We start from the raw sequence: 18,035 nt of genomic DNA, 5'->3' as shown, positions 1-18,035 counted from the left end.
GCCATGAGAGCCGATCTTGAAATCATCCAGGACTGGATTCCGGCCGGCAGCCGCGTGCTCGACCTCGGTTGCGGCGACGGTGAGCTGCTGGCCTGGCTGCGCGACAACAAGCAGGTGACCGGCTACGGCCTGGAAATCGACGCCGCCAACATCAACGAGTGCGTGCGCAAGGGCATCAACGTCATCGAGCAGGACCTGGACAAGGGCCTGGGCAACTTCGCCAGCAACAGCTTCGACGTGGTGGTGATGACCCAGGCGCTGCAGGCCGTGGAATACCCCGACCGCATCCTCGACGAGATGCTGCGCGTGGGCCGCCAGTGCATCATCACCTTCCCCAACTTCGGCCACTGGCGCTGCCGCTGGTACCTGGCCCGCAACGGCCGCATGCCGGTGTCGGAATTCCTGCCGTATACCTGGTACAACACGCCGAACATCCACTTCTGCACCTTCGAGGACTTCGAGGAGCTGTGCCGCGAGCGCAGCGCCCAGGTCCTCGACCGTCTGGCGGTAGACCACCAGCACAGGCATGGCTGGGCGAGCAAACTGTGGCCTAATCTGTTGGGTGAAATCGGCATCTACCGGGTCAACAGCCCGGGCCTGCAGGAGCATCGCCTGGCGGTGTGACCTGCCCACCCACGGAGATCGATCATGCGCCAGCTCGCCCTGCTCCTGCTTACCTGCTGCCTCGCCCTGCCGGCCTTCGCCGCCGATGCGGCCAGGGACAACCGCCAGGAACAGTTCGGCGAGCTGACGGTGCATTACAATGCGATCACCTCCAGCATCCTCCAGCCAGGCATCGCCAAGGCTGCAGGGCTGCTGCGCGGCAAAAACCTGGGCGTGCTCAACGTGGCACTGGAAAAGGCCGGCAAGTCCTTCCCCGCCGCCATCAGCGGCACCGTCAGCGGGCCGGGCGGCAAGAAAGAGCAGCTGACCTTCACCCAGGTAACCGAACAGGGCGCCGTGTCCTACGTTACACAGTTCCAGATTCCGCAGGACGCGACCTATACCTTTGACCTGAGCGTCAAGGCGGCCGGTGACGAACACCGCCTGACCTTCGACCAAGAACTCTTCCCGGGCGACTCATGAACTTCACGCAACTCGTGCTGGCCAGCCACAACGCCGGCAAACTCAAGGAACTCCAGGCCATGCTGGGCGGCAGCGTGCAGCTGCGCTCGGTGGGCGAATTCAGCCAGGTAGAGCCGGAAGAGACCGGCCTGTCGTTCGTCGAGAATGCCATCCTCAAGGCCCGCAACGCCTCGCGCCTGTCCGGCCTGCCGGCCCTGGCCGACGACTCGGGCCTGGCGGTGGACTTCCTCGGCGGTGCGCCGGGCATCTACTCGGCGCGTTACGCCGACGGCAAGGGCGACGCGGCCAACAACGCCAAGCTGCTGGACGCCCTGAAAGACGTGCCGGACGCCGAACGCGGCGCGCAGTTCGTCTGCGTGCTGGCCTTGGTGCGCCACGCCGATGACCCGCTGCCCATCTTGTGCGAAGGCCTGTGGCACGGGCGCATCCTGCACGCCGCCAGCGGCGACCATGGCTTTGGCTACGACCCACTGTTCTGGGTGCCCGAGCGCGACTGCTCGAGCGCCGAGCTGAGCCCGGTGGAAAAAAACCAGCTGAGCCACCGCGCCCGCGCCATGGCCATCCTGCGTCAACGCCTGGGCCTTGCATGACCACCACCACGCTGTTTGCCGGTGAGGATGGTTTTTCCTCGGTAGCACCGCGGGCGCCGCTGCCCGTGCTGCCGCCCCTGGCCCTGTACATCCATATCCCGTGGTGTGTGCGCAAATGCCCGTACTGCGACTTCAACTCCCACGCTGCCAGCCCGGAGCTGCCAGAAGAAGAGTACGTGGACGCCCTGCTGGCCGACCTGGACATCGACCTGCCGGCCGCCTACGGGCGCCCCCTGAGCTCGATCTTCTTCGGTGGCGGCACGCCCAGCCTGTTCAGCGCCAAGGCGCTGGGGCGGCTGCTGGAGGGCGTAGAGCAGCGCATTCCGTTCGCGCCCGACATCGAGATCACCCTGGAAGCCAACCCGGGCACCTTCGAGCAGGAGAAATTCCGCGCCTATCGGCAGCTGGGTATCAACCGCCTGTCCATCGGCATCCAGAGCTTCCAGGCCAGCAAGCTGGAAGCCCTGGGGCGCATCCACAACGGCGACGAGGCCATCCGCGCCGCCGACATGGCGCGCCAGGCCGGCTTCGACAACTTCAACCTGGACCTGATGCACGGCCTGCCCGACCAGTCCCTGGAAGAAGCGCTGGACGACCTGCGCCAGGCCATCGCGCTGAAACCCACGCACCTGTCCTGGTACCAGCTGACCCTGGAGCCCAACACGGTGTTCTGGAACCAGCCGCCGGTGCTGCCTGAAGACGACACCCTGTGGGACATCCAGGAAGCCGGCCAGGCACTGTTGGCCGAGCACGGTTACAGCCAATACGAAGTGTCGGCCTACGCCCAGCCGGGCAAGGCCGCGCGGCACAACCTGAACTACTGGAGCTTCGGTGATTTCATCGGCATTGGCGCCGGTGCCCACGGTAAGCTCAGCCACCCGGACGGGCGCATCGTGCGCACCTGGAAGACCCGGCTGCCCAAGGACTACCTGAACCCGGCCAAGCCGTTCCAGGCCGGCGAGAAACTGCTGGCGCTGGATGAGCTGCCGTTCGAGTTTCTGATGAACGCCCTGCGCCTGACCGCCGGCGTTGAAGCGCAGCTGTACCCGCAACGCACCGGCCTGACCCTGGAAAGCCTGGACGAGGGGCGCCGGCAGGCCGAACAAAAAGGCCTTTTGCAGGTCGAACCGTCGCGCCTGGTCGCCACGCCCCAAGGCCAGCTGTTCCTCAACGACCTGCTGCAGTACTTCTTGACCTAAGGATTGACCATGGAATTAGTGTTGAACCTGCTGGCTACGGCGTCCCGCTGGAGCCGTGGCAACCTGTCGGAAATCGCCCTGGCGCTGGTGGGCTGCCTGCTGGTGCTGTTCGGTGCGGATATCAAGGCCTGGCTGGACGCCCGCCTGGGGGGTATCGCCGGCGCGCTGCGCGTACCGGTGATGGCGCTGGTGTGCTGCATCGGCAGCGGCGCGGCGCTGATCTATGCCACGCCGTGGGTGGTGAAGGGGTTGAGCCAGTTCAACAACTACAGCCTGGCGCCGGTGCTGTTGGTGGTGCTGGTGATACTGGGCGTAGTCGCCGACCGCAAATAACCTGACCCCGTAGCAGCGGCCCTTAGGCCGCGTCCGGCGCAACACCGTGTTGATGCCGGACGCGGCCTAAGGGCCGCTGCTACGGGGGGTATCAGTCGAGCTTTTCGAACTTCAGGTCCCACACACCATGGCCCAGGCGCTCACCGCGGCGCTCGAACTTGGTGATCGGCCGCTCGGCCGGGCGTGGCACGCACTTGCCGTCTTCGGCCAGGTTGCGATACCCAGGCGCCACGTTCATCACTTCCAGCATGTACTCGGCATAGGGTTCCCAGTCGGTGGCCATGTGCAGCACACCCCCTACCTTCAGCTTGCTGCGTACCAGTTCGGCGAACGCCGGCTGCACGATGCGGCGCTTGTGGTGGCGGCTCTTGTGCCATGGGTCCGGGAAGAACAGCATCAGGCGGTCCAGGCTGTTGTCGGCGATGCAGCGCTTGAGCACTTCGATGGCGTCGGTGTCGTACACGCGCAGGTTCTTCAGGCCCTGGGTGAGCACGCCGTTGAGCAGTGCACCCACGCCCGGACGGTGTACTTCGATGCCGATGAAGTCCTGGTCGGGCGCCGCAGCGGCCATTTCCAGCAGCGAGTGGCCCATGCCGAAGCCGATTTCTACGGTGCGCGGGGCACTGCGGCCAAACACCTGGTCGTAGTCCACCGGCGCGTCGGCCAGGGGCAGCACGAACAGTGGCGCGCCCTGGTCCAGGCCGCGCTGCTGGCCTTCGGTCATGCGCCCGGCGCGCATCACGAAGCTCTTGATGGCGCGGTGTTGGCGCTGCTCGCCCTCGCCCTGCACGTCGTCGTTTTCCGGGGTCGGGGTATCTTGCGGTTCAGTCATGGTGGCTCTTACTTGATCAGACCATCCAGCGGCGAAGATGCGCTGGCATAGAGTTTTTTCGGCATGCGGCCGGCCAGGTAGGCCATGCGCCCGGCGACGATGGCGTGCTTCATGGCACCGGCCATCATGATCGGGTCCTGGGCGTGGGCGATGGCCGAGTTCATCAACACGGCCTCGCAGCCCAGTTCCATGGCGATGGTGGCGTCGGAGGCGGTGCCCACGCCGGCGTCGACCAGTACCGGCACCTTGGCTTCTTCCAGGATGATCTGCAGGTTGTAGGGGTTGCAGATGCCCAGGCCGGTGCCGATCAGGCCGGCCAGCGGCATCACGGCGATGCAGCCGATCTCGGCCAGCTGGCGGGCGATGATCGGGTCATCGCTGGTGTACACCATCACGTCGAAACCGTCCTTGACCAGCACTTCGGCGGCCTTGATGGTTTCAATCACGTTGGGGAACAGGGTTTTCTGGTCGGCCAGCACTTCCAGCTTCACCAGGTTGTGGCCGTCGAGCAGCTCACGGGCCAGGCGGCAGGTGCGCACCGCTTCCACGGCGTCGTAGCAGCCGGCGGTGTTGGGCAGGATGGTGTAGCGGTCCGGCGGTAGCACGTCCAGCAGGTTCGGCTCGCCAGGGTTCTGGCCGATGTTGGTGCGGCGCACCGCCACGGTGACGATCTCGGCCCCCGAGGCTTCGATGGCCAGGCGGGTTTCTTCCAGGTCGCGGTACTTGCCGGTGCCTACCAGCAGACGCGATTCGAAGGTGCGGCCAGCCAGGATGAAGGGCTTGTCGGTACGCGGATTGCTCATCGTCGTTCCTCTCGGGGGTTGAAGGGGCGGTGGAAGGCGGCGGCAGTCAGCCGCCACCGATGGCGTGCACCACTTCGACCTGGTCGCCTTCGCGCAGGGCAGTGGCTTCGTGCTGGCTGCGCGGCACGATATCCAGGTTCAGTTCCACCGCGACCCGGCGGCCGGTCAGCTCCAGGCGGGTCAACAGCGCCGCGACGGTCTCGCCGTCGGGCAATTCAAAGGATTCACCGTTCAACTGAATGTGCATGCAGGCAGCAGCCATCATTTCAAAGGGGCTGGCATTCTAGCCCGTTCGCCGCTGGCGACCAACACAAACGCGGCCCATTCGTCTCACGCCTTGCCCAGGTTCCAGGCAGCCATGCCCAGGCAGGCCCAGCCAGCCAGGAATGACAGGCCGCCGAACGGGGTGATCACGCCGAACACGCGCACGCCGCTGAGCGTCAGCAGGTAGAGACTGCCGGAGAACAGCACGATACCGATGCAGAACATTACTCCCGCAGCGTTCACCAGGCGGCTGGGCACCTGCACGCTGAGCACGGCCACGGCCAGCAGCGCCAGGGCGTGAATGAGTTGATAGTTGACCCCGGTGTGGAACACCGCCAGGTAGTCGCTGCTCAAACGATCCTTGAGGCCATGGGCGGCGAACGCGCCCAGCCCTACCCCGGTGAATCCGAAAAAGGCAGCCAGCATGAGAAATTGTCGCAGCATCCAGGAACTCCGGTTCGTTGGCACAGGGTCTGTATAATGGCCCGCTCAATGCGCCCGGCCAAGTCATCCATGCTCAATTCCGTGTTCACCCTGCTGCGTAAAGTGGCGATCTGGTTCGTCGTCGGCAGCGTCCTGCTGGTGGTGCTGTTTCGCTTCGTGCCGCCGCCCGGGACCATGCTGATGGTGGAACGCAAGGTCGAGTCCTGGACGGACGGCGAGCCCATCGACCTGCAGCGCAGCTGGCGCTCCTACGACGAAATCTCCGACTCGCTGAAAATCGCCGTCATCGCCGGCGAAGACCAGCGCTTCGCCCAGCACTGGGGCTTTGATTTCGACGCCATGCAGGCGGCCTTCCTGCACAACGAACGCGGTGGCTCCATTCGCGGCGCCAGCACCCTCAGCCAGCAGGTGGCGAAGAACCTGTTCCTGTGGTCGGGCCGCAGCTACTTCCGCAAGGCGCTGGAGGCCTGGTTCACCGCGCTGATCGAGACGTTCTGGTCCAAGCAGCGGATTCTCGAGGTGTACCTCAATAGCGTGGAATGGGACGACGGCGTGTTCGGTGCCGAGGCGGCTGCCCGCCACCACTTCGGCGTCGGCGCCGGCAGCCTGTCCACCCAGCAGGCCAGCCTGCTGGCCGCCGTGCTGCCCAACCCGCGGGTGTGGAGCGCCAGCCACCCGAGCACCTACGTGGCCCGCCGCGCCGGCTGGATTCGCACGCAGATGGGGCAGCTGGGCGGCTCGGCCTACCTGACCGACCTCAACCATTCGCGCAGTGCGACGCCTTGGGCGATGTGAGACGCCGATTCACAGGCAACGCAATATAACTGACAGAGCGCGTGCGCCGCGGACGCAGCCTGGCGGCAGCTGCTACCCGCGGCCAATTCTATCTGCGGCCTTGCGGTAAACCTGGTCATGCTCGCGCTTGTCTACTGCCACCACGAAAACCACGACTTCGCGATCAATTACTTGGTAGACCAAGCGATAACCAGAGCTTCGCAATTTGATTTTGTAGCAGTCCGGCAAAGCACTCAGGCGATTGGCTTCAACACGTGGATTCAGTAAGACCTCTGCGAGCTTTTTCTTCATCTGCTGGCGGATCGTATCCCCCAGCTTCTGCCACTCCTTCAGCGCCCGGGCATCGAACTCAAGGCTATAAGTCATCCAGCGAAACCTTGACGCGTTGCGGGGATGCAAGCCGCTCCCGCACGGTTGCGAGCAACGCCTCATCATCATCGGTCAGCAGCACGGGTTTGAAAGGCAGTTGCCCGCGCTCGGCAACATATTGCAGCGCCTGGCGCATCAGCTCTGAAGGGGTGACGCCCAATTTCTCGAGTTCGCGATAGGCACGAGCCTTGAGATCGTCGTCGATACGCACATTGATTGAGGCCATGACCGCCATCCGATGTAATGACATTAGTCTTTACATTGAAGCATTTGCGCGCGCAGTACAACCACCGACCGCCCGATGGTCAAACGTCCTCTCGTAGCAGCGGCCGCCAGGCCGCGTCATCTTCGCCCACAAAAAAAGCCCCGGCACATGGCCGGGGCTTTTTGATCAAGCGGGTGAATCAGGCTGCGATCGAGACCTTCAGCTTGTTCATCGCGCTCTTCTCGAGCTGGCGGATACGCTCCGCCGACACGTTGTACTTCTCGGCCAGCTCGTGCAGCGTGGCCTTTTCCTCGGCCAGCCAGCGCTGGTAGAGGATGTCACGGCTGCGGTCGTCCAGCACTTCCAGGGCTTCGTGCAGGTTGCTGTTGGAGTTGTCGCTCCAGTCGGCATCCTCCAGCTGGCGCGCCGGGTCGTAGCGGTGGTCTTCCAGGTAGTTGGCCGGCGATTGGAAGGCGCTGTCGTCGTCCGCTTCCGCGGCCGGGTCGAAGGCCATGTCATGGCCGGTCAGGCGGCTTTCCATCTCGCGCACTTCACGCGGCTCCACGCCCAGGCTTTCGGCCACGCGGTGGACTTCCTCGTTGTTCAACCAGGCCAGGCGCTTCTTCTGGCTGCGCAGGTTGAAGAACAACTTGCGCTGGGCCTTGGTGGTAGCCACCTTGACGATGCGCCAGTTGCGCAGGATGAACTCGTGGATTTCCGCCTTGATCCAGTGCACGGCAAAGGACACCAGGCGTACGCCCATTTCCGGGTTGAAGCGCTTCACGGCCTTCATCAGGCCGACGTTACCTTCCTGGATCAGGTCGGCCTGTGCCAGGCCGTACCCCGAATAGCTGCGTGCGATGTGCACGACGAAACGCAGGTGGGCGAGCACCATCTGCCGAGCCGCCCCAAGATCCTGCTCATAGTAGAGACTCTCGGCCAGTTCACGCTCCTGCTCCGGCGTCAGCAATGGAATGCTGTTCACCGTGTGCACATAGGCTTCCAGGTTCTGACCCGGGACCAAGGCATACGCAGGTTGCAAAGAAGTGGTCATACGAAAAAACCTCCGACTCACGAATTTGTGCATTAAAGCACAGACGCATAGACCGGGAACCGCTAAACAAGTTCCCTAAAGTTAATTTCACCAAAGGTCAATGCTGGCACACGAAATATTTCAAAATATTACCGAGGAGCGAGCTCTCGCAAATGGCGGGCTACCGCAATCCACGCACCGATATACCCCAACAACAAGGCACCTAGCAAGAGCGACAGACCATCGGACGACGGAACACCGGCCAAGGCAAAATCACTGCCATACAGCCCGGAAAGCCCTACGACGGCGTCATTCAGCCAATCCAGGCCGAAAGCCAGCACGCCCCAGGCAAAAACGCCGCCGCCCAAGCCATAAATCGCCCCCATGTAGAGAAACGGCCTACGCACGTAGGCGTCTGTACCGCCCACCAACTTGATGACCTCGATTTCCGTGCGGCGGTTCTCGATGTGCAGACGAATGGTATTGCCCACCACCAGCAACAGCGCCGATACCAGCAGCACGGTCAGGCCGAAGACGAAGCGGTCGCCCAGCTTGAGGATGGCCGCCAGGCGCTCCACCCACACCAGGTCAAGCTGCGCCTGTTGCACCTTGGGCAGGTCGGCCAGTTGCGAGCGCAGGGCCTCCAGCGCGGCCTTGTCGATCTCCAGCGGGGTCACCACCACCACGCCGGGCAGCGGGTTGTCGGGCAGTTCCTTCAGCGCTTCACCAAGGCCCGACTGCTGCTGGAACTCGGTGAGGGCCTTGTCCTTGCTGATGAACTCGGCATCGGCCACGCCGTTCAGGCCCTTGATCTGGGTGACCAGGGCGTCGCCGTCGCGGTTGCTGGCGTTCATGTCCAGGTACAGGGAGATCTGCGCCGCACGCTGCCACGAGCCGCCCAGGCGCTCGACGTTCTTGAGCAGCAGCGACAGGCCCATGGGCAGGCTCAGGGCCACGGCCATTACCAGGCAGGTGAAGAAGCTGCCGATAGGCTGCTTGCCCAGGCGCTTGAGGCTGTCCTTGAGGCTGGCGCGGTGGCTTTCCACCCACGCCTTGAACAGGGTGGCGAAGTCCGGGCCGTCGTCTTCCTGCTGCTTCTGCTGCTTCGACGGTGGCGGCTCGGCGGCCTTGGGGGCTACGCGGTCGGTGACCTTGGGGCTGCGGGTGGAGCTCATTCTGCTGCCTCCCCGTCGCCGATCAGGCGGCCGCGCTGCAGGGTCAGCATGCGATGGCGCATGCGCGCGATCAGCGCCAGGTCGTGGCTGGCGATCAGCACGCTGGTGCCCAGCCGGTTGATGTCTTCGAATACACCCATGATTTCCGCTGCCAGCCGTGGGTCGAGGTTACCGGTGGGTTCGTCCGCCAGCAGCAAGGCCGGGCGGTGAACGATGGCCCGGGCGATACCGACGCGTTGTTGCTGGCCGGTGGATAGGTCGCCCGGGTAGAGCTCGCCCTTGTCGGACAGCGACACGCGTTCGAGCGCCGAGTCCACGCGCTTGGCGATCTCGGGCTTGGACAGCCCGAGAATCTGCAGCGGCAGGGCAATGTTGTTGAACACCGTGCGGTCGAACAGCAACTGGTGGTTCTGGAACACCACGCCGATCTGGCGGCGCAGGAACGGGATCTGCGAGTTGCTGATCTGGCCCAGGTCCTGGCCGGCCAGCAGCAGCTTGCCGGAGGTGGGCCGTTCCATCGCCAGCAGCAGGCGCAACAGGGTACTTTTACCGGCACCGGAGTGCCCGGTTACAAACAGAAACTCGCCGCGACGCACTCGAAAGCTCAGCTCATGCAAGCCGACGTGTCCGTTCGGATAGCGCTTACCGACCTGTTCGAAACGAATCATGAACGCTCCCGCTCGGCAAACAGTGCCTGGACAAAGGGTTCTGCTTCAAAGGTACGCAGGTCGTCGATGCCTTCGCCCACGCCGATGTAGCGGATAGGCAGGCCGAACTGCTTGGCCAGGGCGAAGATCACGCCGCCCTTGGCGGTACCGTCGAGCTTGGTCAGGGCCAGGCCGGTCAGGGCCACGGTGTTGTTGAACTGCTTGGCCTGGTTGATGGCGTTCTGCCCGGTGCCAGCGTCCAGCACCAGCAGCACTTCGTGCGGCGCGTCGGCGTCCAGCTTGCCGATGACCCGGCGCACCTTCTTCAGCTCTTCCATCAGGTTGTCTTTAGTGTGCAGGCGGCCGGCGGTGTCGGCGATCAGCACGTCGATGCCACGGGCCTTGGCGGCCTGCACGGCGTCGAAGATCACCGAGGCCGAGTCGGCGCCGGTGTGCTGGGCGATGACCGGGATCTTGTTGCGCTCGCCCCACACCTGCAGCTGCTCGACGGCAGCGGCACGGAAGGTGTCACCGGCGGCCAGCATGACCTTCTTGCCTTCCAGCTGCAGCTTCTTGGCCAGCTTGCCGATGGTGGTGGTCTTGCCGGCGCCGTTGACGCCGACCACCAGGATCACGAACGGCTTGTTCTGCGACTCGATCTTCAGCGGCTGCTCCACCGGGCGCAGCAGGTCGGTCAGCTCGCCCTGCAGCGACTTGTACAGCGCGTCGCTGTCGGCCAGCTGCTTGCGCGCCACCTTCTGGGTCAGGCTCTGGACGATCACCGAGGTGGCCTCGACGCCGACGTCGGCGGTCAGCAGGCGAGTCTCGATCTCTTCCAGCAGGTCGTCGTCGATGACCTTCTTGCCCATGAACAGGCTGGCCATGCCCTCGCCCAGGCTGGCGCTGGTCTTGGCCAGGCCCTGCTTGAGGCGGGCGAAGAAGCCGACCTTGGCGGCTTCGGTCTGGGCGGCTGGCTGCGGGGCTGGCTCCGGGACAGGTTCAGGCTGGGGCTCGACCGCGGCAACGGGGGCCGGGGCGGCAACCACGGGCTCCGGCACAGGTGCAGGCGCTACCACCGGGGCGACGACGGCAACCGGCTCTGGTTGCGGCGCTGGGGCTGGCGCTGGCGCAGGCGCAGGCGCAACCACCACCGGCTCAGGCACCGAAGGCGCGACCACAGGCTCGGGCACGACTACTACCGGCTCAGGCACAACCTCTGGCTCGATCACCGGCACAACCACCGGGGCCTCGGCGACCGGTGCGATCGGCGGCGGCGCATGGGGCTCCAGGTCCGGGACCAGGGCCACCGGCTCTTCCGGCACCGGCAACTCCAGCACCACCGGCGCAGGCGCAGGCACGGGCACGGGCACGGGCACGGGTTCAGGCTGCGCCACCACGGGCGGTACAGGTGCCAGTACGGGCTCCGGCGCTACCTCGACGATGGTCTCGGGAGCGACGGTTTCAGGGGCTTTGGGCTGCTCGACCGCTTCTTGCGCAGGCTTTTTGCGCAGCCAGCCGAACAGGCCTTTCTTTTCGGGGGACTTTTTGTCGTCGTTGGAACCAAACATGGAAGACGGCTATCTCAAGGTAGCGACGCGCCAGAGCGGCGCCTCAGGAAATTCTAATAACGCAGAACAGACTGTATTTTTCCCGGCTCGTTCATGCGCAACATTTTGTAGAGAGCCCGCAGGCCATTCTCTGCAACCAGGCATGGTCGCCAGGTAACCGGATCAGTATCCTAGCACCTCCTCGCCCGTGGACGCTAAGACCAAGCGGGCAGTCCGACAGGTTAAAAAACGAATGAATGCTCTAGCCCGCCGTGCCGCCGGCCTGCTGCTCAGCTCGGTTTGTCTGCCATTTGCCGCCTTGGCCGCCGATCCCCAACCCACCACCGAGTTCACCCTCGACAACGGCCTGAAGGTCGTGGTGCGCGAAGACCATCGCGCGCCGGTGGTGGTTTCGCAGATCTGGTACAAGGTCGGCTCCAGCTACGAGACGCCGGGCCAGACCGGCCTGTCCCACGCCCTGGAACACATGATGTTCAAGGGCAGCGAGAAACTCGGCCCCGGCGAGGCCTCGCGGGTGCTGCGCGACCTGGGCGCCGAGGAGAACGCCTTCACCAGCGACGACTACACCGCCTTCTACCAGGTGCTGGCCAAGGACCGCCTGCCGGTGTCCCTGGAGCTGGAAGCCGACCGCATGGCCACCTTGAAGCTGCCGGCCGACGAGTTCAGCCGCGAGATCGAGGTGATCAAGGAAGAGCGGCGCATGCGCACCGACGACAAGCCCAGCGCCAAGGCCTTCGAGCTGTTCAAGGCCATGGCCTACCCGGCCAGCGGCTACCACACGCCGACCATCGGCTGGATGGCTGACCTCGACCGCATGAAAATCGACGAGCTGCGCGCCTGGTACAAGGCCTGGTACGTGCCCAACAACGCCACCCTGGTGGTGGTCGGCGACGTCACCCCAGACCAGGTCAAGGCCCTGGCCCAGCGCTTCTTCGGCAGCATAGCCCGGCGCGACACGCCGCCCAGCAAGCTCCCGCTGGAGCTGGCCGAGCCTGGCGAGCGGCAGATCACCCTGCACGTCAAGACCGAGCTGCCCAGCGTGGTCTACGGCTTCAACGTGCCGGGCCTGGCCACCGCCGCCAACCCACGCGACGCCCAGGCCCTGCGGCTGATCTCGGCGCTGCTGGACGGCGGCTACAGCGCGCGCCTGTCCACCCAGCTGGAGCGCGGCGAGGAACTGGTCACCGGCGCCTCCGCCAGCTACAACCCGTTCACCCGCGGCGACAGCCTGTTCATGTTGTCGGCCACGCCCAATACCCAGAAGAAAAAGACCCTGGCCGACGTCGAGAAAGGTTTCTGGCGCCTGCTGGACCAGCTCAAGACCAAGCCGCCCACCGCCGAGGAACTCGAGCGCGTGCGCGCCCAGGTCATTGCCGGGCTGGTGTATGAGCGCGATTCCATCAGCAGCCAGGCCACCACCATTGGCCAGCTGGAAACCGTGGGCCTGTCGTGGAAGCTGATGGACACCGAACTGGATGACATCAAGAGCGTCACCCCCCAGGACATCCAGAACGCTGCCCGTACCTATTTCACCCGGTCGCGCCTGAGCGTCGCCCACGTACTGCCAGAGGAATCGGCGCATGAATAAGCGCAACTCACCCCGCCGCGCCCTGCTGGGCGTGGCGCTGCTGGCCGCGCTGGTCACCGGCCAGGCGCTGGCCGCCGAAGCCCCGGCGCCGCTGGACAACCTGCAGACCCTGAAGGAACTGGACGGCAAGGCGCCCAGCCACCGCCTGATGGACATCCAGACCTGGCGCACCGCCGCCGGCTCCAAGGTGATGTTCGTCGAAGCGCACCAGCTGCCCATGTTCGACCTGCGCCTGACCTTCGCCGCCGGCAGCAGCCAGGACCAGAAAACCCCGGGCATCGGCCTGCTGACCAACGCCATGCTCAATGAAGGCGTGGCCGGCAAGAACGTCGAGGCCATCGCCCAGGGCTTCGAAGGCTTGGGCGCGGACTTCGCCAACGGCGCCTACCGCGACATGGCCATCGCCTCGCTGCGCAGCCTCAGCGCGCCCGACAAACGCGAGCCGGCGCTGAAACTGTTCGCCGAGGTGGTGGGCAAGCCGACCTTCCCTGCCGACTCCATGGCCCGCATCAAGAACCAGCTGCTGGCCAGCTTCCAGTACCAGAAGCAGAGCCCCGGCAAGCTGGCGGGCAACGAGCTGTTCAGCCGCCTGTACGGCGACCATCCGTACGCGCACCCCAGCGACGGTGACGCCAAGTCCATAAATGCCATCAACGCCCAGCAGCTGCGCGCCTTCCACAACCGCGCCTACGCGGCTGGCAACACGGTGATCGCCCTGGTCGGCGACCTGTCGCGGGAGGAAGCGGAAAAAATCGCCGAGCAGGTCTCGTCGGCACTGCCCAAGGGCCCAGCCCTGGCGCTGATGCCCGAACCCCAGGCGCCCAAGCCCGGCCTTACCCACCTCGAATTCCCCTCCAAGCAGACCACCATGCTGCTGGCCGAGCTGGGCATCACCCGCGACGACCCCGACTACGCGGCACTGTCCATGGGCAACCAGATCCTGGGCGGCGGCACCTTCGGCACCCGCCTGATGAGTGAAGTGCGGGAAAAGCGCGGCCTGACCTACGGTATCTATTCGGGCTTCACCCCGATGCAGGCCCGCGGGCCGTTCTCCATCAGCCTGCAGACCCGCGCCGAACTCAGCGAAGGCACCCTCAAGCTGGTGCAGGACATCCTGCGTGACTACCTGAAAACCGGCCCTACCCAGCAGGAACTGGATGCCGCCAAGCGCGAGCTGGCCGGCAGCTTCCCGCTGTCCACGGCAAGCAATTCGAGCATCGTCGGGCAATTGGGGGCCATTGGCTTCTATAATCTGCCCCTGAGCTTTCTGGAAGACTTCATGCAGCAGTCCCAGGACCTGACCATCGAGCAGGTCAAGGCCGCCATGAACCGCCACCTGGACGCCGACAAGCTGGTGATTGTCACCGCTGGCCCCACCGTGGCGCAGAAACCGCTGCCACCCCCTACAGACAAACCCCAGGAACAACCCATGGGCGTTCCGGAGCATTAATGGCACATCCCCCTGCAAAACCTGTGAAACACAACGGCCAGGGCCAGCTGCGCATCATTGGCGGCCAATGGCGCAGCCGCAAGCTGAGCTTCCCCGACGGCCCGGGCCTGCGCCCCACGCCGGACCGGGTGCGTGAAACCCTGTTCAACTGGCTGGCGGCCTACGTCAACGGCGCCAAGGTGCTGGACCCGTTCTGCGGCAGCGGCGCCCTGTACCTGGAGGCCCTGTCCCGTGGCGCCAGCATGGGCCTGGCGCTGGACAGCAATGCCCAGGCCATCGCCAGCCTGCGGGCCAACCTCGACCTGCTCAACTGCGCCACCGGCCAGCTGCTGCAAAGCGACGCCCTGCGCTACCTGGAAACCCAGGCGGCCAGCGCCTTCGACCTGGTGTTCCTCGACCCGCCGTTCCACCAGAACCTGCTGCCTGCCGCCTGCGCGCTGCTGGAAAGCCGTGGCTGGCTGAGCGAGCACGCCTGGGTCTACACCGAAAGCGAGACGCCGCCCTCCACCCTGGAGCTGCCGGGCAACTGGCGCCTGCACCGCGAGAAGAAGGCCGGCCAGGTCTACTACGCCCTGTGGCAGCGCGGCTGATACTGCCTTTCGCAACCGCGTAGCCGCTGCCGCAGGCAGCGGCTACATATATGTACCCCCTCCACCCTCCCCGCTTGCAAGACCCTGCCCCTCGTCATCCATCGATCACGAGGTGCAACCGTGATGTTCCCCAAGCCACAGCCCTATGCGCTACGCGTCCTGGCCAGCAAAGCCTCCAGGCGATATTTCATGAGCACGCCACACCTTTCGATCCTCATCGTGGTGCTTGGCGTTGGCCTGGCCGTGGGCCATGCACTGGGCTCCAGCGCCCCGGGCATCAAACAATGGTCCCACGGTAGTCCGGCCACCCTGCCGCTATCCGGCAATAAATAGGCCGATACAGGCGGCGACGATTGTGGCAACTTAGCCGGGTTACTGGAGGAAGAAACACCCGTGCACACGTCTACCGCGCAGGCTGCTGCGCCTTTCCACCCCGCCACGGGGCTGGGCAACCCGCATTTGCAAACCCTCTGGGGCCCGGTGTTGCGCCGTCAGCCCCCCCTGCAACGTGAACGCCAACGCCTGTGGCTGGCCGATGGCGACTTCATGGACCTGGACTGGCATGGCCCGCACAGCGCCGACAGCCCCCTGGTGCTGGTCCTTCACGGACTCACCGGCTCGTCGAACTCGCCCTACGTGGTCGGCCTGCAACGTGCGCTGGCGGCCCAGGGCTGGGCCAGCGTGGCGTTGAACTGGCGCGGCTGCTCGGGCGAACCCAACCTGCTGGCGCGCAGCTATCACTCGGGCAGCAGCGAGGACCTGGCGGAGGTCATCGCCCACCTGCGCAGCCGTCGGCCCATGGCGCCGCTGTTCGCCGCCGGCTATTCGCTGGGCGCCAACATCCTGCTCAAGCACCTGGGCGAAGTGGGCGCAAACAGCGAGCTGCAGGGGGCGGTAGCGGTCTCGGTGCCCTTCCGCCTGGACCAGTGCGCCGACCGCATCGCCATGGGCTTCTCCAAGGTGTACCAGGCGCACTTCATGCGCGAGATGCTGGCCTACGTGAAGGACAAGCAGCGGCGCTTCCTGCACGAAGGCAAGCACGATGGCCTGGCAACCCTGAGCAACCTGGGGCCGCTAAAGAACCTGCGCACCTTCTGGGACTTCGACGGCAAGGTCACCGCGCCGCTCAACGGCTTCACCGACGCCCACGACTACTATCGGCGCTCGTCCAGCGGCTACTACCTGGCAGCCATCGCCACGCCCACGCTGATCATCCAGGCCGCCGACGATCCCTTCGTGTTCCGCCACAGCCTGCCCCAGGCCAACGAACTGTCGCCCAGCATCACCTTCGAGCTGCACGAGCACGGCGGCCACGTGGGCTTCGTCGAGGGCAGCCTGCGCAAGCCCGCTTACTACCTGGAACGTCGCATCCCCCAATGGCTGACGGCACTGGCATGAGCCAGGAGTCGATCCACTTCTGGCAAACGCCACCGCTGGCGGGGGTGGAGTTGCTGTCGGCGCGCTACATCGAGCAGCGCTTCGTGCCCCATGTGCACGACGGCTTCGTCATCGGCATGATCGTCAGCGGCGCCCAGCGTTATCGCTACCGTGGCGCCGACCACCTGGCGCCCAGCGGCACCCTGGTGCTGATCAACCCCGACGAGGTACACACCGGCAGCAAGGGCCACGACCAGGGCTGGCTGTACCGGGCGTTTTACCCACAGAACGCGCGCCTGGAAAGCCTGCTGCAGGAGCTGGACATCAGCAGCAGCGCCACGCCGTCGTTCAGCGAGACCCTGTACCGCGACCCGGACCTGGTCAGCGGCTTCTACAGCTTGCACCAACTGCTGGAGCACAACGGCCAGGCCCTTGAGCAACAGACCTTGTGGCGGGAGATGGTAGTGGCGCTGTTCGCCCGTCACGCCAAGGTGCGGGTGCCCACCAGGATCGGGCGCGAGCCCCAGGCCATCGCCCGGGCCAAGGACCTGCTGCTGACGCAACTGGCCGAGCCGCCTTCACTGGAAGCACTGGCGGCCGCGGTGCACCTTTCACCCTTCCATTTCGCCCGCTGCTTCCGCAAGGCCACCGGCCTGCCGCCCCACGCCTGGCTGATGCAGCAACGCATCGCCCGCGCCCGGGCGCTGCTGCGCGAGGGCTGCCTGCCGCTGGCGGTGGCCACGCAGTTGGGGTTTGCCGACCAGAGCCACCTGAGCCGGCAATTCAAGAAGGTCTACGGCGTGGGGCCGCGGGCCTATCGCGACGCCGGGGCTCAGTCGCCCTTGGCCAGCGGCCGCTGAGCGTCGGTGATCCACTCGCTCCACGAACCGGCGTACAACGGCGCCAGCGGGTAGCCGGCCAGGCACAAGGCGAACAGGTTATGGCAGGCAGTCACGCCCGAACCGCAGTACGCCACCAGCGACTCCACGGGGCGCCCGCCCAGCTTCTCGGCGAAGCGCTGCTTGAGCGTGTCCGCCGGCAGGAAGCGGCCATCGGGCCCCAGGTTGTCGGTGAAGGCTGCGCACTGCGCGCCCGGGATATGCCCGGCCACCGGGTCGATGGGTTCCACTTCGCCACGAAACCGCGGCAATGCGCGGGCATCGAGCAAGGTCAGTTCGGGCTGGCCCAGGCGCTCCTGCAGTTGCCGGGCGGTCACCACCAGCTGTGCATCGGGCTTGCCATGCAGGTGCCCCGGCGTGGTGTGCGGGGCGTCGAGGCTCAGCGGCAGGCCGGCGGCGTGCCAGGCCTTCAGGCCACCGTCGAGGATCGCCACGCCACTGCGCTTGCCCAGCCAGGCCAGCAGCCACCAGGCGCGTGCAGCGAAGGCGCCGGGGCCGTCGTCATACAGCACCACCTCGCTGTCGGCATTGATGCCCCACTGTTGCAGGCGCTCCAGCAGGCGGCCCGGCTCCGGCAGCGGGTGGCGCCCGGTCACGCCCTTGACCACGCGGCCGCTCAGGTCACGCTCAAGGTCGGCGAAGTGCGCCCCGGCGATATGCCCCTCGGCGTAGCTGCGCTGGCCGTAGTCCGGGTCTTCCAGTGCAAAACGACAGTCCAGCACCACCAGCCCCGGTTGCTCGAGGCGAGCAGCCAGTTGCTGGGGGGTGATCAATTGCGCGATGGGCAT

At 65.5% G+C, this 18,035-nt stretch carries 23 protein-coding genes; 12 read left to right on the top strand and 11 right to left on the bottom strand.

Going from position 1 to position 18,035, the window contains the following annotated elements:
- Positions 1-3: 3 nt before the first annotated feature.
- Genes metW through ACWKWX_RS03500 form a run of 5 tightly spaced genes read left to right on the top strand, consistent with a single transcriptional unit; the run spans position 4 to position 3,208 of the window.
- Positions 4-624 carry a methionine biosynthesis protein MetW gene (gene metW / locus ACWKWX_RS03520; RefSeq protein ID WP_416427353.1) on the top strand — a complete coding sequence of 207 codons (621 nt, stop codon included), beginning with the start codon at positions 4-6 and terminating at the stop codon, positions 622-624.
- A gap of 24 nt (positions 625-648) precedes the next feature.
- Complete coding sequence (locus ACWKWX_RS03515) at positions 649-1,086, top strand: DUF4426 domain-containing protein (RefSeq protein WP_416427354.1); 438 nt, start codon at positions 649-651, stop codon at positions 1,084-1,086.
- Positions 1,083-1,676, top strand: coding sequence for an RdgB/HAM1 family non-canonical purine NTP pyrophosphatase (gene rdgB, locus ACWKWX_RS03510; RefSeq protein ID WP_416427355.1), 594 nt, complete (start codon positions 1,083-1,085; stop codon positions 1,674-1,676). The genes ACWKWX_RS03515 and rdgB overlap by 4 nt, the downstream gene beginning before the upstream one ends.
- Positions 1,673-2,875 carry a radical SAM family heme chaperone HemW gene (gene hemW, locus ACWKWX_RS03505; protein ID WP_483827032.1) on the top strand — a complete coding sequence of 401 codons (1,203 nt, stop codon included), beginning with the start codon at positions 1,673-1,675 and terminating at the stop codon, positions 2,873-2,875. The genes rdgB and hemW overlap by 4 nt, the downstream gene beginning before the upstream one ends.
- A gap of 9 nt (positions 2,876-2,884) precedes the next feature.
- Positions 2,885-3,208, top strand: a complete 324-nt coding sequence (locus tag ACWKWX_RS03500; protein ID WP_416427358.1) for a DUF3392 domain-containing protein — start codon at positions 2,885-2,887, stop codon at positions 3,206-3,208.
- 91 nt (positions 3,209-3,299) lie between these two features.
- Here the strand turns inward: ACWKWX_RS03500 and trmB are convergent, their stop codons facing one another.
- The 4 genes from trmB to ACWKWX_RS03480 form a co-directional block, all read right to left on the bottom strand.
- A complete protein-coding gene (gene trmB, locus ACWKWX_RS03495; protein WP_416427490.1) occupies positions 3,300-3,947 on the bottom strand; it encodes a tRNA (guanosine(46)-N7)-methyltransferase TrmB in 648 nt (215 codons plus the stop codon).
- 101 nt (positions 3,948-4,048) lie between these two features.
- The gene (locus tag ACWKWX_RS03490) at positions 4,049-4,843 is read right to left on the bottom strand and encodes a thiazole synthase (RefSeq protein WP_027980163.1); all 795 of its coding nucleotides are present in this window, start codon (positions 4,841-4,843) and stop codon (positions 4,049-4,051) included.
- A 46-nt stretch (positions 4,844-4,889) separates the two neighbouring features.
- Positions 4,890-5,090, bottom strand: coding sequence for a sulfur carrier protein ThiS (thiS, locus tag ACWKWX_RS03485; protein WP_416427360.1), 201 nt, complete (start codon positions 5,088-5,090; stop codon positions 4,890-4,892).
- A gap of 83 nt (positions 5,091-5,173) precedes the next feature.
- Positions 5,174-5,551: a DUF423 domain-containing protein gene (locus ACWKWX_RS03480; RefSeq protein WP_483827031.1), complete on the bottom strand. Its 378-nt coding sequence runs from the start codon at positions 5,549-5,551 to the stop codon at positions 5,174-5,176.
- 69 nt (positions 5,552-5,620) lie between these two features.
- Here ACWKWX_RS03480 and mtgA point away from each other — a divergent pair, with 69 nt between their 5' ends.
- On the top strand, positions 5,621-6,346 hold the full coding sequence (gene mtgA / locus ACWKWX_RS03475) for a monofunctional biosynthetic peptidoglycan transglycosylase (protein ID WP_483827112.1): 726 nt from the start codon (positions 5,621-5,623) through the stop codon (positions 6,344-6,346).
- Positions 6,347-6,418: 72 nt separating this feature from the next.
- On the opposite strand, the gene ACWKWX_RS03470 is transcribed toward mtgA, so the two are convergent.
- From ACWKWX_RS03470 to ftsY, 6 genes are all read right to left on the bottom strand, one after another.
- The gene (locus ACWKWX_RS03470; RefSeq protein WP_483827030.1) at positions 6,419-6,712 is read right to left on the bottom strand and encodes a type II toxin-antitoxin system RelE family toxin; all 294 of its coding nucleotides are present in this window, start codon (positions 6,710-6,712) and stop codon (positions 6,419-6,421) included.
- Positions 6,702-6,941 (bottom strand): type II toxin-antitoxin system RelB/DinJ family antitoxin, encoded by a 240-nt coding sequence (locus ACWKWX_RS03465; protein ID WP_483827029.1) that lies wholly within the window; start codon positions 6,939-6,941, stop codon positions 6,702-6,704. Before ACWKWX_RS03465 ends, ACWKWX_RS03470 begins: the two co-directional genes overlap by 11 nt.
- Before the next feature lie 178 nt (positions 6,942-7,119).
- Complete coding sequence (gene rpoH / locus ACWKWX_RS03460; RefSeq protein WP_027980159.1) at positions 7,120-7,974, bottom strand: RNA polymerase sigma factor RpoH; 855 nt, start codon at positions 7,972-7,974, stop codon at positions 7,120-7,122.
- A 128-nt stretch (positions 7,975-8,102) separates the two neighbouring features.
- Entirely contained in the window at positions 8,103-9,128 is a 1,026-nt protein-coding gene (gene ftsX / locus ACWKWX_RS03455) for a permease-like cell division protein FtsX (RefSeq protein ID WP_416427362.1), read from the bottom strand.
- Positions 9,125-9,796 (bottom strand): cell division ATP-binding protein FtsE, encoded by a 672-nt coding sequence (gene ftsE / locus ACWKWX_RS03450; protein WP_416427363.1) that lies wholly within the window; start codon positions 9,794-9,796, stop codon positions 9,125-9,127. The genes ftsX and ftsE overlap by 4 nt, the downstream gene beginning before the upstream one ends.
- Complete coding sequence (gene ftsY, locus ACWKWX_RS03445) at positions 9,793-11,343, bottom strand: signal recognition particle-docking protein FtsY (RefSeq protein ID WP_483827028.1); 1,551 nt, start codon at positions 11,341-11,343, stop codon at positions 9,793-9,795. Before ftsY ends, ftsE begins: the two co-directional genes overlap by 4 nt.
- A gap of 232 nt (positions 11,344-11,575) precedes the next feature.
- On the opposite strand from ftsY, the gene ACWKWX_RS03440 reads away from it, so the two are divergent.
- The 6 genes from ACWKWX_RS03440 to ACWKWX_RS03415 all read left to right on the top strand — a co-directional run bounded on the left by ACWKWX_RS03440 (position 11,576) and on the right by ACWKWX_RS03415 (position 17,208).
- Positions 11,576-12,931, top strand: a complete 1,356-nt coding sequence (locus tag ACWKWX_RS03440) for a M16 family metallopeptidase (protein WP_416427365.1) — start codon at positions 11,576-11,578, stop codon at positions 12,929-12,931.
- Complete coding sequence (locus ACWKWX_RS03435; protein WP_473004779.1) at positions 12,924-14,381, top strand: M16 family metallopeptidase; 1,458 nt, start codon at positions 12,924-12,926, stop codon at positions 14,379-14,381. Before ACWKWX_RS03440 ends, ACWKWX_RS03435 begins: the two co-directional genes overlap by 8 nt.
- Positions 14,381-14,971: a 16S rRNA (guanine(966)-N(2))-methyltransferase RsmD gene (gene rsmD, locus ACWKWX_RS03430; protein WP_476300176.1), complete on the top strand. Its 591-nt coding sequence runs from the start codon at positions 14,381-14,383 to the stop codon at positions 14,969-14,971. The genes ACWKWX_RS03435 and rsmD overlap by 1 nt, the downstream gene beginning before the upstream one ends.
- A 189-nt stretch (positions 14,972-15,160) precedes the next feature.
- Positions 15,161-15,304 carry a hypothetical protein gene (locus ACWKWX_RS03425; RefSeq protein ID WP_483827027.1) on the top strand — a complete coding sequence of 48 codons (144 nt, stop codon included), beginning with the start codon at positions 15,161-15,163 and terminating at the stop codon, positions 15,302-15,304.
- 60 nt (positions 15,305-15,364) lie between these two features.
- Positions 15,365-16,369, top strand: a complete 1,005-nt coding sequence (locus ACWKWX_RS03420; protein WP_416427369.1) for a hydrolase — start codon at positions 15,365-15,367, stop codon at positions 16,367-16,369.
- The gene (locus tag ACWKWX_RS03415; RefSeq protein ID WP_483827026.1) at positions 16,348-17,208 is read left to right on the top strand and encodes a helix-turn-helix domain-containing protein; all 861 of its coding nucleotides are present in this window, start codon (positions 16,348-16,350) and stop codon (positions 17,206-17,208) included. The genes ACWKWX_RS03420 and ACWKWX_RS03415 overlap by 22 nt, the downstream gene beginning before the upstream one ends.
- Here the strand turns inward: ACWKWX_RS03415 and ACWKWX_RS03410 are convergent.
- On the bottom strand, positions 17,181-18,035 hold the full coding sequence (locus ACWKWX_RS03410) for a sulfurtransferase (RefSeq protein WP_476300183.1): 855 nt from the start codon (positions 18,033-18,035) through the stop codon (positions 17,181-17,183). The genes ACWKWX_RS03415 and ACWKWX_RS03410 overlap by 28 nt on opposite strands.

It is taken from the genome of Pseudomonas imperatae, assembly GCF_057128625.1.
This window is presented reverse-complemented; position numbering and strand designations above follow the sequence as displayed.